This is a genomic window from Novosphingobium umbonatum (assembly GCF_004005905.1).
Lineage (GTDB): Bacteria > Pseudomonadota > Alphaproteobacteria > Sphingomonadales > Sphingomonadaceae > Novosphingobium > Novosphingobium umbonatum.
In genome coordinates this window covers 1-13,394 of the sequence record NZ_SACO01000022.1, presented here as the reverse complement: position 1 = coordinate 13,394, position 13,394 = coordinate 1, and the positions used below count along the sequence as shown (strand labels likewise).

The 13,394-nt window shown below is 62.4% G+C and carries 13 protein-coding genes; 1 reads left to right on the top strand and 12 read right to left on the bottom strand.

The genetic code is table 11. The annotated features are described in order from the left end of the window. Nucleotides 1-184 precede the first annotated feature (184 nt). From EOE18_RS17350 to EOE18_RS17320, 7 genes are read right to left on the bottom strand one after another with little or no spacing between them, the layout of a single operon-like run. Nucleotides 185-871, bottom strand: coding sequence for a fumarylacetoacetate hydrolase family protein (locus EOE18_RS17350; RefSeq protein WP_127711879.1), 687 nt, complete (start codon nucleotides 869-871; stop codon nucleotides 185-187). Beyond that, entirely contained in the window at nucleotides 864-1,931 is a 1,068-nt protein-coding gene (gene gtdA, locus EOE18_RS17345; RefSeq protein ID WP_127711877.1) for a gentisate 1,2-dioxygenase, read from the bottom strand. The genes EOE18_RS17350 and gtdA overlap by 8 nt, the downstream gene beginning before the upstream one ends. Next, complete coding sequence (locus tag EOE18_RS17340) at nucleotides 1,928-2,764, bottom strand: fumarylacetoacetate hydrolase family protein (RefSeq protein WP_127711875.1); 837 nt, start codon at nucleotides 2,762-2,764, stop codon at nucleotides 1,928-1,930. Before EOE18_RS17340 ends, gtdA begins: the two co-directional genes overlap by 4 nt. Then, the gene (locus tag EOE18_RS17335; protein ID WP_127711873.1) at nucleotides 2,761-3,183 is read right to left on the bottom strand and encodes a GlcG/HbpS family heme-binding protein; all 423 of its coding nucleotides are present in this window, start codon (nucleotides 3,181-3,183) and stop codon (nucleotides 2,761-2,763) included. Before EOE18_RS17335 ends, EOE18_RS17340 begins: the two co-directional genes overlap by 4 nt. Then, entirely contained in the window at nucleotides 3,180-3,983 is an 804-nt protein-coding gene (locus EOE18_RS17330; protein WP_127711871.1) for an alpha/beta fold hydrolase, read from the bottom strand. Before EOE18_RS17330 ends, EOE18_RS17335 begins: the two co-directional genes overlap by 4 nt. Next, complete coding sequence (locus tag EOE18_RS17325; RefSeq protein ID WP_127711869.1) at nucleotides 3,983-5,119, bottom strand: VOC family protein; 1,137 nt, start codon at nucleotides 5,117-5,119, stop codon at nucleotides 3,983-3,985. The genes EOE18_RS17330 and EOE18_RS17325 overlap by 1 nt, the downstream gene beginning before the upstream one ends. A gap of 20 nt (nucleotides 5,120-5,139) precedes the next feature. Continuing rightward, nucleotides 5,140-6,741: a bifunctional 3-(3-hydroxy-phenyl)propionate/3-hydroxycinnamic acid hydroxylase gene (locus EOE18_RS17320; protein WP_127711867.1), complete on the bottom strand. Its 1,602-nt coding sequence runs from the start codon at nucleotides 6,739-6,741 to the stop codon at nucleotides 5,140-5,142. A 121-nt stretch (nucleotides 6,742-6,862) separates the two neighbouring features. Between EOE18_RS17320 and EOE18_RS17315 the strand changes: the two genes are divergently transcribed. Beyond that, nucleotides 6,863-7,828 carry a LysR family transcriptional regulator gene (locus tag EOE18_RS17315; RefSeq protein WP_164852809.1) on the top strand — a complete coding sequence of 322 codons (966 nt, stop codon included), beginning with the start codon at nucleotides 6,863-6,865 and terminating at the stop codon, nucleotides 7,826-7,828. 6 nt (nucleotides 7,829-7,834) lie between these two features. Here EOE18_RS17315 and EOE18_RS17310 read toward each other — a convergent pair whose 3' ends face one another. The 5 genes from EOE18_RS17310 to EOE18_RS17290 are packed head-to-tail and all read right to left on the bottom strand — an operon-like array spanning nucleotide 7,835 to nucleotide 12,904. Next, nucleotides 7,835-9,520, bottom strand: coding sequence for a GMC oxidoreductase (locus EOE18_RS17310; protein WP_127711863.1), 1,686 nt, complete (start codon nucleotides 9,518-9,520; stop codon nucleotides 7,835-7,837). Beyond that, on the bottom strand, nucleotides 9,520-10,122 hold the full coding sequence (locus tag EOE18_RS17305) for a gluconate 2-dehydrogenase subunit 3 family protein (RefSeq protein ID WP_127711861.1): 603 nt from the start codon (nucleotides 10,120-10,122) through the stop codon (nucleotides 9,520-9,522). Before EOE18_RS17305 ends, EOE18_RS17310 begins: the two co-directional genes overlap by 1 nt. Continuing rightward, the gene (locus EOE18_RS17300; protein ID WP_127711859.1) at nucleotides 10,119-11,126 is read right to left on the bottom strand and encodes a sugar phosphate isomerase/epimerase family protein; all 1,008 of its coding nucleotides are present in this window, start codon (nucleotides 11,124-11,126) and stop codon (nucleotides 10,119-10,121) included. The genes EOE18_RS17305 and EOE18_RS17300 overlap by 4 nt, the downstream gene beginning before the upstream one ends. A gap of 10 nt (nucleotides 11,127-11,136) precedes the next feature. Beyond that, nucleotides 11,137-11,514: a C-glycoside deglycosidase beta subunit domain-containing protein gene (locus EOE18_RS17295; protein WP_127711857.1), complete on the bottom strand. Its 378-nt coding sequence runs from the start codon at nucleotides 11,512-11,514 to the stop codon at nucleotides 11,137-11,139. Nucleotides 11,515-11,518: 4 nt separating this feature from the next. Then, entirely contained in the window at nucleotides 11,519-12,904 is a 1,386-nt protein-coding gene (locus tag EOE18_RS17290) for an MFS transporter (protein WP_127711855.1), read from the bottom strand. Nucleotides 12,905-13,394: the final 490 nt, after the last annotated feature.

The following is a 13,394-nucleotide window of genomic DNA, read 5'->3' as shown; positions in this document are numbered from 1 at the left end:
GGCGCGCAAGTGACGGGCCGATTCCAGACCTAGATGCGACATGGGCCATCAGGTTCGTACCGACAAAGCACCCATGACCATGCCGGAAACGACAAGAGACGAGGCGGGCCAATTGGAGAGGCAGGCCCGCCCGGTCTCCGACCATCACGCACCGATCAAGCGACTCTGATCAGGCGCACGTTGATCAGGCGATGGTAAGGTGCAGCGAGGGCAGCCCCTCGATCCGTCCGACAATGCGATCTCCGGCCACCACCGGCCCGACCCCGGCGGGCGTGCCGGTATAGATCAGATCGCCCGGCTCCAGCCGGTAATGGCGGGAAAGCTGCGCAACGATCTCGGCGCAATTCCAGATCAGTTGCGCCAGATCGCCCGATTGCCTTTGCTCGCCATTGACATCCAGCGTGATCGCCCCGGCCTCGGGCAGGCGCCCTTCGGCAATCGGCACGATAGCGGCGATGGGCGCGGACTGGTCAAAGGACTTGCCCGCTTCCCATGGACGGCCGGTGTCGCGGGCGCGCAATTGCAAGTCGCGGCGGGTAAAGTCGATGCCCACCGCCGCGCCGAACACATGGGTACCGGCCTGTTCCACCGCAATATCCGCCCCGCCCTTGCCGATGGCCAGCACCAGTTCGATCTCGAACTGATAATCCTGAGTCGCCACGGGATAGGGGATGGTCGCGCCATCCTGGACGATGGCATCGGTCGGCTTTTGGAAGAAGAACGGCGGCTGCCGCTCATCCTGACCCATCTCGCGGATATGGTCGAGGTAATTGCGGCCCACGCAATAGATCCGCCGCACCGGATAGAGCCTGTCGCTGCCCACAACCGGCACGCCCATCACCGGCGCGGGGGCGAACACATATTCAGTCATTGCCACGCTTCTCCCTGAAGAAATCAAGCTTTTCCTGCACCACCTGGTCGGAATAGCTGAACAGCACCATGTCCTGGGCGGCCTCGAATGTGACCGGGAACCAGCTTGGGACGACAAAGATGTCCTTGGCGGTGACGGCATAGGTCTGATCGCCCACGCGCACCGTGCCGCTACCTTCCACCACATTGAACACCGTGCCCGCCGTCGAGCGATAGGGCGCCGAGACAAACCCCTTGGGCAACAGGCGCATCGCGGTGGAAATGGTGGGCATGGCCGATCCGCCGGTCAGCGGATTGATGTAATTCATGCGGAACCCGTGACAGACGTCCGGCTCGCGGAACCGTGCCAACCTGTCGAGCGCCTCGCGCGTGCGGCGATAGGGATAGTTGAAGATCGGCGAGGTTTGCGAGGCATGGGCGTAGCCATCGGGCACCATATTATATCCCACCTCGGCCATCGTCCCGCCTTGCGGCTTCAGTGTCGGATGGGTCGCGCCGGGATAATTCTCGCGGAAAGAGGCGCTGAACAGGTTGACCATATGCATGTCCAGCCCGTCGATCCACACCATCGGCCCGTCGGATTCATTGCCATGGTCGTGCCAAGTCATGCTGGGCGTGATGACGAAATCGCCCACTTCCATCATCGTCTTTTCGCCCGCAATGGCCGAATAGGCATCGCGCCCCTCGACGATAAAGCGCAAAGCCGAGGCGACATGTTTATGCGCCGGGGCGATCTCGCCGGGCAGGATGATCTGAAGGCCGCAGAACAGGCTGGGCGTGATCTTCGACTGGCCCGGCAGGCCGGGGTTTTCCAGCACCATCACCCGTCGCTCGGCCTCTTCGGTGCCGATCAGGTCGCAGGCTTCCATCAGATAGGGCCGCACCTGCGCATAGGCATAATGCGCGGGCAAGGCCGTCACCTTGGGCTCGGCCGTCACCAGCCCGTGCAGCACCCGCCAGAGCGGCGCGAGATGAGCATCCCTGGCCCGCTCGTAAAAGCCCATGCGGCCTTCTTCGGCCGCCAGATTGACGGTTTCGACAATGCCATCCGTCTCGCTCATAGCACTTCGTCCTCGATGGGATGCCGCAGGATGCCGACATCGCTGACCTCAACCTCCAGCACATCGCCCGGTTTCATCCAGAGCGGCGGCTTGCGCTTGCCCCCGACGCCGCCCGGCGTGCCGGTGGCGATCACATCGCCCGGCTCCAGCGTGGTGAAGGTCGAGCAGAAGGCGATGATTTCCGGGATGCTGAAGATCAGCAGGTCGGTGGTGGTGCGCTGAACTTCCTCGCCATTGAGGCGGGTGATGAGGGTGAGGTTTTTGCCATCCTCGATCTCGTCGCGCGTGACCATCCATGGGCCGAAACCGCCGGTACCGATGAAATTCTTGCCCGGCGTCCATTGCCCGGTCTTGTGCTGCCAGTCGCGGATCGTGGCGTCGCAATAGGGGGCGTAACCGGCCACATGCTCCCATGCCTGGTCGGTCGGGATGCGCCGCCCGCCCTTGCCGATGACGATGGCGATCTCGCCTTCGAAATCGAGCTGCTCGGATTCCTGCGGACGCAGCAAGGGCTGATCATGGCCCACCTGCGTATTGGCAAAGCGGGTGAAGATGATGGGCGCTGCGCTTTCATCCCGCCCGGTTTCAAGGCGATGGGCATGATAGGCGATGCCGACGCAGAAGATCTTGTCCGGATCGGGCACAACAGGTAGGAGTTCCACCTCCGCCAGCATCAGCCCCGCCTCGCGCCCGTCGAGGGCAACCGGCAAGGCATCCTCGGCCAGCGCCCGGCGCAGGCTGGGCGCCAGATCGGAAAGATCGACGATCCGGCCTTCAGGCGTCACCGCGCCCCAGCTTTCCCTGCCCTCATGGCGATAGGATGTCAGTTTCACTTCGCAATCCCCTTGGCCAGAAAGGCGTCAATCGCGGCCTGCGCGAATTCGGCATCGAGATGCGGCGGTGCGCCGGCCACCCCGACCGCGCCCACGCATTGCCCATCGACGATCACCGGCAACCCGCCCTCGATCGGCGTATGGGGCAGCTTCACCATCGAGAAGCGGCCTTCGTTGAGCGGCTTTTCAAAGAAGGTGGTGGGATGGCCGCCCTCGGCCGAACTGCGCGCCTTGTCGAAGGAACCTTGCGCGCTGAACAGAGGCGCGCCGTCCATCCGCGCCAGCGCCTGAAGATAGGTGCTTGTGTCAACCACCGAGACGGAGATGGGGAACCTGTCCCCCTTCGCCCGTGCAGCAGCGCAGGCCGCCTCGGCCAGGAACTGCGCCTCGGCAAGGCTGAGATTGTTTCGGCTGATCATTGGCCCTTGTCCTCTCCATGGCCATGTTGGCGGAAGAACTCCTCCACCACGCGGTTGTAATGGGCCGGTTCCTCGAAATAGGAGGAATGGCCGCTGTCGGGGAATGTGTAGACCTGCGCGCCGGGAATGAAGCCGGCCGCGATCTTGTGGGTTTCAGCGCCCAGCAGCTTGTTCTGCAATCCGCCCATCACCAGCGTCGGCACGCGATAATCCGCGAAATGTTCGGGCATCAGGCGCAATTCGGGATCGGTGATGTGCGAGGTATCGACCTTCTGGTTCTGCCGCGCCAGCATCTGATAAAGAGCGATGAGATCGGGCCGGTTGGCCACGAAATGCTCGGTAAAGCCCAGTTGGGTGGGGGCGACCTTCTCGCCGGCCCCGGCCCGCTTGAACGTGTTCGACACATTGGTCAGCGAGGCATGATGCGGGCCGTAAGCAGGCGTAGGCGAGCCAGACAGCACCAGCGCCCGGAACCTTTCCGGCTCGCGCACGGCCAGCGGCAGGCCGGCCCATGCGCCCATGGACTGACAAACAACGCCTGCCGGACCATCGGCCTCAGCGTCCAGAATGCGCGCCAGATCATCGGGGAACCAGCGCTGATGGAACGTCTCGGCCTTGCAGAGCGAGCCGCCAAACCCACGCATATCCATGCACAGCACGCGGTAATTGCGGGCAAAATGGGCGACCTGCTGGAAGAAGACCGTGGCATTGGCCCCCGCCCCGTGGACAAACACGAGCAGCGGGCCTTCGCCGGTGACATCATAGCGCAGACGCGCATCGGGTACATCGATATAAGGCATCAGCCGAGCGGCCCCAGAAAGGGCGGCTGAAACCAGCGCTCGCCGCCATGTTGGATGGTGGCCGGAAGATCGGCCATGGCGGGCGGAGTGCTGCCCCCCGCATCGAAACGCTCGGCGCCATAGGTAATCTGGATGGCGACCGCCTCCGGCCCCTTGACCCAGAAGCCGTAGGACAGGCCGGGCGAGAGATCGGCGGGCAGATCAAGGATCACATTGCCCCGCGTGCGCAGGTAATCATAGGCTGCGCGCAGCTGGTCATAGCTGGCCACGGCAAAGCTGCATGCAGCGCCAATGCCCAGTTCGCCCTTCATCGCCTCGGGCAGAAGGGCCAGCGAGTGGTGTTCATCCGCGGCGCGCAGGAAGATCATACCCCCGCGCCGCTCAGTCACCTTAAGGCCCAGAGTGTCCTGATAGAAAGCCAGACTGGCCTCCGGGTCGGCAACGAACAGGCAGGCCCGCGCGAGGCGCGTCAGGCGGAAAGGCTGAGGCAGCAGGACGCCTTCGACATCATAGGCAGCCTCGCGCTTTTCCTCATGGCGGAAGCCGGGCAGGATGCCATCGCGGGCCTCGATATCGCAGACCTCCTGATGCTCGCGGATCTGCGGCAAGGGCGGGCGGGTGTGATAGGCCCGCTCGGCATAGGCGACCGGCTTGCTGCGCCCATCCCAGCCGACCTGCTCCATGCCGTAATAGATTTCATTGACATAGCCGTCCGGGCAATAGGCATAGGCATGCCAGTTCGACCCCGGCGAATCCCGCCCGATCCGGCGCAGGCGGGCATTGTGGTCGAGGTAATCGATCCCCTCGACCACCTGCTTCAGGCTGCCGACCTGCCATGACAATTGATTGACCAGCGCGCCTTTACGCGCCGGTTCGCGCGTATCGACCAGCAACTGGCTGCCGATCACCATCGTATGGTGATCGCTGTTGCAGCGGATGAAATAACCCAGCGCGTGTTCCTTGGGCAATTCAGGCACGCGGGTGGTAAAATCGTCAATATCGCTGCAAAAAAGCCCCAGTTCCTCGGTCAGGAAGCGCAAAGTGCCGGGCAGATCGGGCGTGTGATAGCCGAAATGGCCAAGCCGCTCGATGCGAAAGGGGCGATCCAGTTCAAGGCCGCCGACGAGATAGGTCATGGTATCTGTCCTTATGAAAATCAGGCGGCGGTCAGCGCGGCAACAGGCGCCTTCATCTGGCAGGCCAAATCGGCGATCACGGCGTTGATCTGATCCATTGCGCCGCCGCCAAAGGCGAAGAAATCGGGGCGCAGGATCACGAATTCGCAGCCATGCCGGCGCAGGAATTCGCCATAGACCCCGTCACAATCCTCCAGAGCGTCAGGCGATGCCGGATCGCCAAACACGCCGATCCCCACCTTGCGCGCGGCCAGCCACGCCTTGCTGTCCGCATTGAGCGCGGTCCGGACATCCGCGCTCGCCCAGATCTGGAACCCGGTGCCGAGCAGATCGTCGCCCCGGCACCAGCGCAGACCCACGCCCTTGCGCAAAATCCCCTGCGGCGTCATCGACCCGGCGGCCGAGCAACCTTCCTGCAGGATGCCCGTCGTCATGCCGGGCAGATCGGGCGGGCGGCGGTCGCCTTGCTCGCGCATGCCCTTGTTGCGCTGCGCGGCCTCGTCCGAGTCCACCACATTGACCACGCGCGAGAGCATGTCCGAGCCTTTGAGGATCGTCATCAGATGCGGCATCCGCTCGATCTGATAGAGGTCGAGCAGGCTTTCCTCGCTGCGGCCCGAGAGAACCTCGATCAGCTTCCAGCCCAGATTGCGCCCATCGCGGATCGCCGCACAGCCCCCCTGCCCCATATAGGGCGGGAAAGTATGCGCCGCATCGCCCGCCAGAAATACGCGCCCGACCCGCCATTGCTGCGCCAGACGGGTGTAATAATGATAGACCACCTGACGCATGATCCGCACATCATCAGGCCCCAGCCCATGTTCGCGGGTCAGGAATTCCCACGCCACTTCGGGGACGGTGACCTGCTCGTCGGTTTCCCCTTCCATCACGCGGAATTCGAGGCGCAGATAGCGCTCGCCAATGGGCATATACATATGCGGCCGGGCGGGATCCATGAAGATGGCCAGCCTGTTGAAATGTTCCGGCAGCGGGCGCTTGAGTTCGGCGTCGAAATTGAGCCAGCGCTCGTGCAGGTTGAAATCGGTCAGTTCGACGCCCAGCTTCTCGCGCACCGAACTGCGCGCGCCATCGGTGCCCACCATATAGCGGGCGCGGAACGTCTCGGCCTTGTCGCCAGCCTGACCCGCCGCGGCATCGAAAGGCGCGATGGTCAGCGTGACTCCATCCTCGTCCTGCACAAAATCCTGCATTTCCCAGCCGCGTCGGATTTCGACATTGGCCATGGCCTCGACCTTGTCGGCAATGCCGCGTTCGAAATCGGGCTGAAAGATCGAGACCCGCGCGGGCCAACCGCCAATATGGCCAGGATAAAGCACGCGCATCAGCGGCTGCCCCTCCGCGTTGAGGAAATGGGCCGCATCCTGCACGCAGCTTTCCTGAAAGCCCCGGTCCACATCCGCGCTGGTGGCCTGAACGATCCGGCAGCATTCGCCATCCAGCGTCGTCAGGCGGGGCAAAGGATAGGGCTGAGGCCAGCGTTCCACCACCAGCACTTTGAAACCCGCCTCACCCAGCGTTGAGGCCAGCACTTCTCCGGCTGGTCCGAAACCGATGATGGCTACATCGACATCATGCGACACGCTTTCCACTCCCCTCTTCATTCAAGTTCGGGGGCCTGTTTATGTGTCAAAACGTCATTGAACAACGCAGTGACGTATATTACAATCATCACTCCAATAAATGACATGCCGCCATGCCGCGCGGAAAAACGGGAGAAAGCCCTTGCCCAAAGCCGGTTCGGATCTGGCCAGCGAAACCACACGGATCGACCTCAACCTGCTGCTGGTGTTCGATATGGTGATGATCGAACGGCATGTGACGCGCGCCTCGATCCGGCTTGGCCTGACGCAATCGGCGGTCAGCAATGCGCTCAACCGCCTGCGCGCGCTGTTCGACGACATGCTGTTCGTAAAGGCCGCGCGCGGCGTCGAACCGACGCAAAGGGCGCTGGTCCTGTGGCCCGAAATCCACGCCGCGCTGACCCAGCTACAAAGGTCGGTCCGGCCCGGCCTGTTCGATCCGGCGACCAGCACGATCGATTTCCGCATCTCGATGGTCGATCTCTCGGCGGCGCTGCTGACGCCTAATCTCTATCGCTGCATTCACGAGGACGCGCCGGGGGTCAGCCTGTCCTTCGTCCCGCACAATCCCGAACTGACCGCCGAAAGACTGGTGCGCGGCGAGGTGGATTTCGCCATCAGCATCGAACCGCCCAGGATGACCGTGCTGGAGGCGATCCCCCTCTGGTCCGAGGGCTATGTCATTGCCGCGCGCAAGGGCCACCCCATGCTGGATCACCCCCTGAGCATCGATGAATTATGCAGCCTGCCCCAGTTGCATATCAATCTTTCGGGATCGCCCTCTTCGGTGTCTCCGGTCGATGCCGCGCTGCAGGAACTGGGCAAGAGTCGGCCGATCAAGCTGGTGGTCAACCAGTTCCTCGTGGCCACCACCATGCTGCGGGAATCCGATCTTCTGGCGGTCCTGCCGATGCGGCTGGTGGCCGATGGCTTTCGCCAGAACTGGATCACGTTCCAGCCTCTGCCCATCGCCCTGCCGGAAGCGGCGCTGCATCTGGTCTGGCACAAGCGCAACAACGGGCTTCAGGCGATGGCTTGGCTCAAGCGCAAGATCCTTGATGCAACGACCATGCTCAATGCCGATATCAAGGCGCGGATCGGGGGATAGGGCGCCTTACGCCTTATGCTCCTTCATCCGCGACACCGCCGCATCGCAGGCACGCGCCGTCAACGCCATATAGGTGAGCGAAGGGTTCTGACATGCGCTCGAACTCATGCAGGCGCCATCGGTGATCAGCAGATTGGGCACGTCATGCGCCTGATTGAAGCGGTTGACCACGGATTGCGCCGGATCATGGCCCATCCGCGCCCCGCCCATCTCATGGATCGAGGAGCCGCCCGGATCAGGCTGAGATGAGGACATGAGGACGGTGCAACCGGCACCCTCCAGCATCTTGCGCGCCTCGCTCTCCGCATCGCGCAGGGCGGCTTGCTCATTGGCGCCAAAGGTGAAGGCGATCTCCACCTGCGCCAGGCCTTGTGTGTCGATGGCCGATTTGTGCAGGGTAATGCGATTATCGGCCTTGGGCATGCATTCGGCAAAGGCGCCAAGAAACATCGTCCATTCGCCCGGCCCTTTCAGTTCCTGCTTCAATTCCGCGCCGAGGCCCGCCTGATCGCCGCCACGTTTCCAGCCGCGACGCGATGCCGCGCCCTGAAACATATAGCCGCGATGGAAGGCCTGAGTGTCCCCACCAATATTGCGGAAGCGCGGGATGATGATGTTATTGGGCCGATTGCCGAAATAGCTGCGATCATCGACCCCATGCACCAACCCTACCGCCGCCGTGGAGGAAGCATGATCCATCAGATAGCGCCCCAGCACCCCGCTCGAATTGGCAAGACCATTGGGAAAGCGTTCCGATTGCGATCGCAGCAGGATGGCATTGGTGTTGATCGTTCCCGCATTCATCACCACCAGCCGGGCGGTGAAGCGCTGGCGTTTTTTATCCTTCGTGCCCACCGTGCGCACGCCGGTGGCAAGGCCCGTCACCGGATCATGCTCTACCGCCTCGACCACCGTATCGGTCAGCACGGTCAGCAGGCCTGTGGCACGCGCTGCGGGCAGGGTCGAACTCTGGGTTGAGAAATAGGCGCCGAAGCTGCAGCCCCGACTGCACAGCAGGCGGTATTGGCAAGGGCTACGATCGCCCACCTGCCGCGTGATGTTGGACGAGCGACCGATAATCATGCGGCGATCGGGATAGTGGCTTTCAATGGCCTGCTTCACCCGCTTTTCCGCCGCGCGCAATTCCATGGGCGGGAGGAAGCGGCCATCGGGCAGCACCTCAAGCCCTTCCTCTGAACCGGAAACGCCAATGAAATTCTCGACATGATCGTACCATGGCGCCAGATCAGCATAGCGGATCGGCCAGTCCACGCCGTTCCCATCGGCCTTGTTTGCGCCAAAATCAATGTCGGACCATCGATAGCATTGCCGCCCCCAAATCAGCGATTTACCGCCCAGTTGATAGCCGCGAAACCAGTCGAACCGCGTCCCCTGCGCCTGCTGATAGGGATTGGCCAGATCATTGGCCCAGTGGTCCTGATTATATTCGTTGAAGAACATCGTCTTCTGGCTCTGGATGAAATATTCCCGTTTATAGAGATTGGCATCGCCAAAGCCGTGGAACGGCATCTCCCACGGGGCCTTCATCTCGTTCTTGTAATCGACCTGATGCTCGATGGGCGGCCCGCGCTCGATCATCAGCACCTTGAGGCCGCGCTGCGTCAATTCCTTGGCCGACCAGCCCCCGGTGATGCCCGAACCCACCACGATTGCGTCAAATTGGCTGTCCATCAGAACACATTCTCTACCCAGTAGTTCGACAAATATCGCACTTCGCCCACCGCGACATCGGCGCGGTAATCAGGCCCGGCGATCAGCTGGAAGCCAAGCTCGCGCTCACCGCCGATCTGGCTGGTGTAATAGGACGAGACGATGGCATCCTTGACCACGCGCCACAGGACAAAGCCGTCCATGGCCCCCGCCCCGGCACCATCGGCCGCCGCCGAGGTCTGCGAGCGCTGCGCCCGCGGGCGGCTGAAAGTTTCGCGGTCGAGCGTGGAAAGGATCTGCAATTGCTCGGCAGGGCCAGCATGGCTGAAATCGCCGCCCGCGCTCCATTGGTCCAGAGCATCGCGCAGCAGGCCCAGCGTATCGGCATTCCCGCCAAACAGCCCATGCTGAAAGGCGATGGGCAGGAAGGCCGGAACCCCGGCCCCCACCGCCCCCGGCGTATCCGTGGCGGGCAGCACCATGTCGCACAGGCGGGCGATAAAGGCGGGCGACACCGGATCGCGCCGCCCCACCAGCCGATAGGCCACGCCTCCCCCGGCCAGCAGCACCCCGCCAAGGGCGCTGAAGCGCAAGAGGTCGCGCCGAGGGATGGCGCTGCTCACGGCTGGATCCGGTCGAGGATGCCGCGGCACAGCGCATGATGGCGGCGGATCTTGTCAAAACCGTCAGCATCATTCCACATATGCCCTTCATATTCGCTGGACATGAAACCGTCATAACCCGCCGCGACGAAGACCGGCAGGATGCGCTCGTAATCGACCGCGATTTCCTGACCATTGTCGTCAAAGTCGAAGAATTTGCCGTGGATATGGATGACCTGCGGCATGATGTCGGCCCAGCTTTCAGGCGTCGCACGGCTGAACAGGCCAAAGATGATGACCAGCGCCATGATATGCCGGTCGGCAAAACCGCGCCCGCGCGCATCGGCGATATAAGCATCTCGCCGCTCATAGGGCTCACCTGCGCGCGCCCAATAGTCCTTGGCTAATTCGATCAGATCGGCAGGCACACCATTGTCAGCCTGAGCCTCAAAGAAACTGGGGGGAACGGCACGGGCAGTTGCTCCGAAATCGGGGATGAAGCCCAGATAGGGCGAGCCAACCCTTTCATACATCTCACGATAGGCCAGAATGTCGGGATGGTTGGCATGATGGGGCGCGTGAACCTCCAGCCCCAGCTTGACCCCCAGCTTTTCGGCGGTGGGAGCAAGCCGCTCGATCACCGCAGGCCCGGCGGGATATTGGTAACGCACCAGCGGGAAGCCGAGCCTGGCCGCCGCTTCAAGCTGGCCGATATGATAGGCAAGGCTCTCATCCTCGCTCATCGGCCTGTCCGGGTCGATCCGCAGATCGGCATTGATGCCAAGGCACGAGGGCACTAGCCCGGTTTCCTCGATCAGCGCGGCAAAACGCTCGGCAAATTCGTCGCTGACCTTGGGAAAGCCGCGAATGCTCTGGAAACCGACGACTTCCAGACCGGGGCCGATCCCGTCAGCGGCCACTTTGCGGACCAGTTCCTCGAAACTGTACTCGCGCGCATGGAACTGCGTGGTCAGGCTGTAGAGCGTGGTGCCAAGTTTCAGGCCTTTGGCATTGGTGGTGGTCATCGCGCGCTCCTTACCGGGCTGTCAGGGTCTTGGTGGTTTTGACGATGCGGTTCAGGCCCTGAATATAGGGCGGGCGCACGGCGATGGTGACGCAGACCTCATGCGTGCTGCCCTGCGCCACCGGAGCGTGAGCGACATGCAGCAGGGCGCTGTCCAGAACATACCAATAGTCATCGGTGCGCGGGCGCAGTTCGGCCGGGCGCAGCGTTTCGCCATTGAGTTCGAAGGTCACGTTTTCGAGCGCGATGACATGCCCGTCGAGCGCGACTTCGACCACCTCGACCACGGACAGGGGCAGGCTGCGATACCAGGGCAGGCGCACATCAACATCAAAGCCGGAGGCACTGGCGAACAGGCCGCCATCGCTCACCACGCGGTGATCCATCATGGGATTAATCCTTTTCAACGGAGGCGGCAGACGCGACGGTGCTGTCATACCGATAGAAAGACATGACGATCATCAGCGCGAGCATCAGCGCGGCCTGACCGCCGTAAAACACCCAGCGCAGCGCGCCATTCGTGCCCGCCGAGGCATGACCGGGCGCATAGCCCGCCCAGCCCAGCACATAGGCCGTCGCCGCAATGCCCAGCGCCATGCCCAGCTTGGTGCCAAAGCTGACGGTCGAGGCGAGCAGCCCTTCGGCGCGGTCACCGAAATGCCGGTCCTGATATTCGACGGCATCGGCGGCCATGACGAAAGTGGTGGTGGCCTGAATCCCGCCCACGATGTTCGAAAGGACGAAAATCGCGGTGAACAGCGGCAGGTTCCCTTCGGCAAAGGGCAGGGTGAGGAACAGCGCCAGCGACAGGCCGATGGCGCACAGATTGCCCCGCCTTTTGCCGAAACGCAGCAGATAGGCGCGCGAGATGAAGCCCCCGCTCATGATCGCCACCGACATCAGCGGCAAGGCGATGGAGATAACCGCCGGCTTGCCCAGCACATCCTTGGCCAGATAGACGAAGCTCGACACCATCACGCCGATCTTGACGAAGATCAGGATGGCCGCAGCAATGGTGATCCGCCAGATCGGATTGGCCACCATCTGGCGCAGGCTGACGCCCACCTTGCGCCCCTCGCCCAGCGCCGGGCGCGACAGGCGTTCACGCGTGTTGGCAAAGGTCAACAGATAGAGCGCCGCGCTGCCCGCGCCCATGATCGCGGCAGTGACAAGGAAACCGAACTGGCGATCCTGTCCTCCAATCATCCCGACCAGCGGCATCACCGCACCATAGGCGATGATCGAGGCCAGCGAGGAACCCATCGCGCGGAAACTGCCGAGTTGGGTCTTTTCGCCCGGATCGCGGCTGAGCATCGGCAGCATCGCGCCATAGGGCACGTAGAGCAGGGCATAGACAAAGCCCAGCAGGGTGAAGGTCACATAGGCATAGGTCAGGCGAAAACCGACCCCGCCTCCCGGCACCGCGAAAGTGGCAACCGTGAGCAACCCGAAAGGCACCGCGCCCCAGAGCAGATAGGGCCGCGCCTTGCCAAACCGGCTCTGCGTGCGGTCAACCAGCAGGCCGACCAGCGGATCGACCACTGCATCGGCCACCCGTGTCACCAGCATCAATGTGCCCAGCGCCGCCACCGGCAGAAGCGCCACATCGGTGTAATAGAGCAGGAGAAAACCCGTAACCATGTTCCAGGCAAGGTTGGAGGCCACCTCGCCGGCGCCATAGCTGAGCTTTTCCCGCATTGAGAGGCGGGCCGCACTCACGGCGGCAGTATCTTCGCTATGGCTGATGGGTAAAGCCGCCATGGCCATGCCGCCGCTCATTGCAATCCAACCGTGCGCGATGACGAAAGCTCAGGGGTGCGTGGCAGGTTTACGACGGAATAGTGGATGCCCCGGATCAAACCCGAAAGTACCATCGGTCTATCCGTCGATGGGCATCGAAGCGCCTTGAACGTCATCTCTCTTCCCTTTGCTCACGCAGAAAAGGTGGAGGTGATGTCGCGCGCCACCCATGCCGCCTCTCTGCGCCATTGCAGGCAGAGAGTTACGGACCACGAAGTCATCAATCAACGAACCGAACTATATAACAATCATCATTTTTATTAATGATACTTCCCTGCATCCGGGTGGGTACGAGTGAATGCCAGAAAGTTACCGCGCATTGCTCGCTCTGTCCGTCATCGATGTTGAGTTGCGCTGAGAATTGACCCGGGAGGGGCGTAAATTTTCACTGAGAATTGATGGAGTGGATGCCCCCTCCCGACGGCATCGAATGTGCCATTGTGACGTTTTCACAACGTCACAACAGAGG

Excerpts from the sequence above, each read along its gene's own strand:
- EOE18_RS17350 (WP_127711879.1), bottom strand. The coding sequence starts at position 871 with ATGACTGAATATGTGTTCGCCCCCGCGCCGGTGATGGGCGTGCCGGTT.
- gtdA (WP_127711877.1), bottom strand. The coding sequence starts at position 1,931 with ATGAGCGAGACGGATGGCATTGTCGAAACCGTCAATCTGGCGGCCGAA.
- EOE18_RS17335 (WP_127711873.1), bottom strand. The coding sequence starts at position 3,183 with ATGATCAGCCGAAACAATCTCAGCCTTGCCGAGGCGCAGTTCCTGGCC.
- EOE18_RS17330 (WP_127711871.1), bottom strand. The coding sequence starts at position 3,983 with ATGCCTTATATCGATGTACCCGATGCGCGTCTGCGCTATGATGTCACC.
- EOE18_RS17325 (WP_127711869.1), bottom strand. The coding sequence starts at position 5,119 with ATGACCTATCTCGTCGGCGGCCTTGAACTGGATCGCCCCTTTCGCATC.
- EOE18_RS17320 (WP_127711867.1), bottom strand. The coding sequence starts at position 6,741 with ATGAAGAGGGGAGTGGAAAGCGTGTCGCATGATGTCGATGTAGCCATC.
- EOE18_RS17310 (WP_127711863.1), bottom strand. The coding sequence starts at position 9,520 with ATGGACAGCCAATTTGACGCAATCGTGGTGGGTTCGGGCATCACCGGG.
- EOE18_RS17300 (WP_127711859.1), bottom strand. The coding sequence starts at position 11,126 with ATGACCACCACCAATGCCAAAGGCCTGAAACTTGGCACCACGCTCTAC.
- EOE18_RS17295 (WP_127711857.1), bottom strand. The coding sequence starts at position 11,514 with ATGATGGATCACCGCGTGGTGAGCGATGGCGGCCTGTTCGCCAGTGCC.
- EOE18_RS17290 (WP_127711855.1), bottom strand. The coding sequence starts at position 12,904 with ATGAGCGGCGGCATGGCCATGGCGGCTTTACCCATCAGCCATAGCGAA.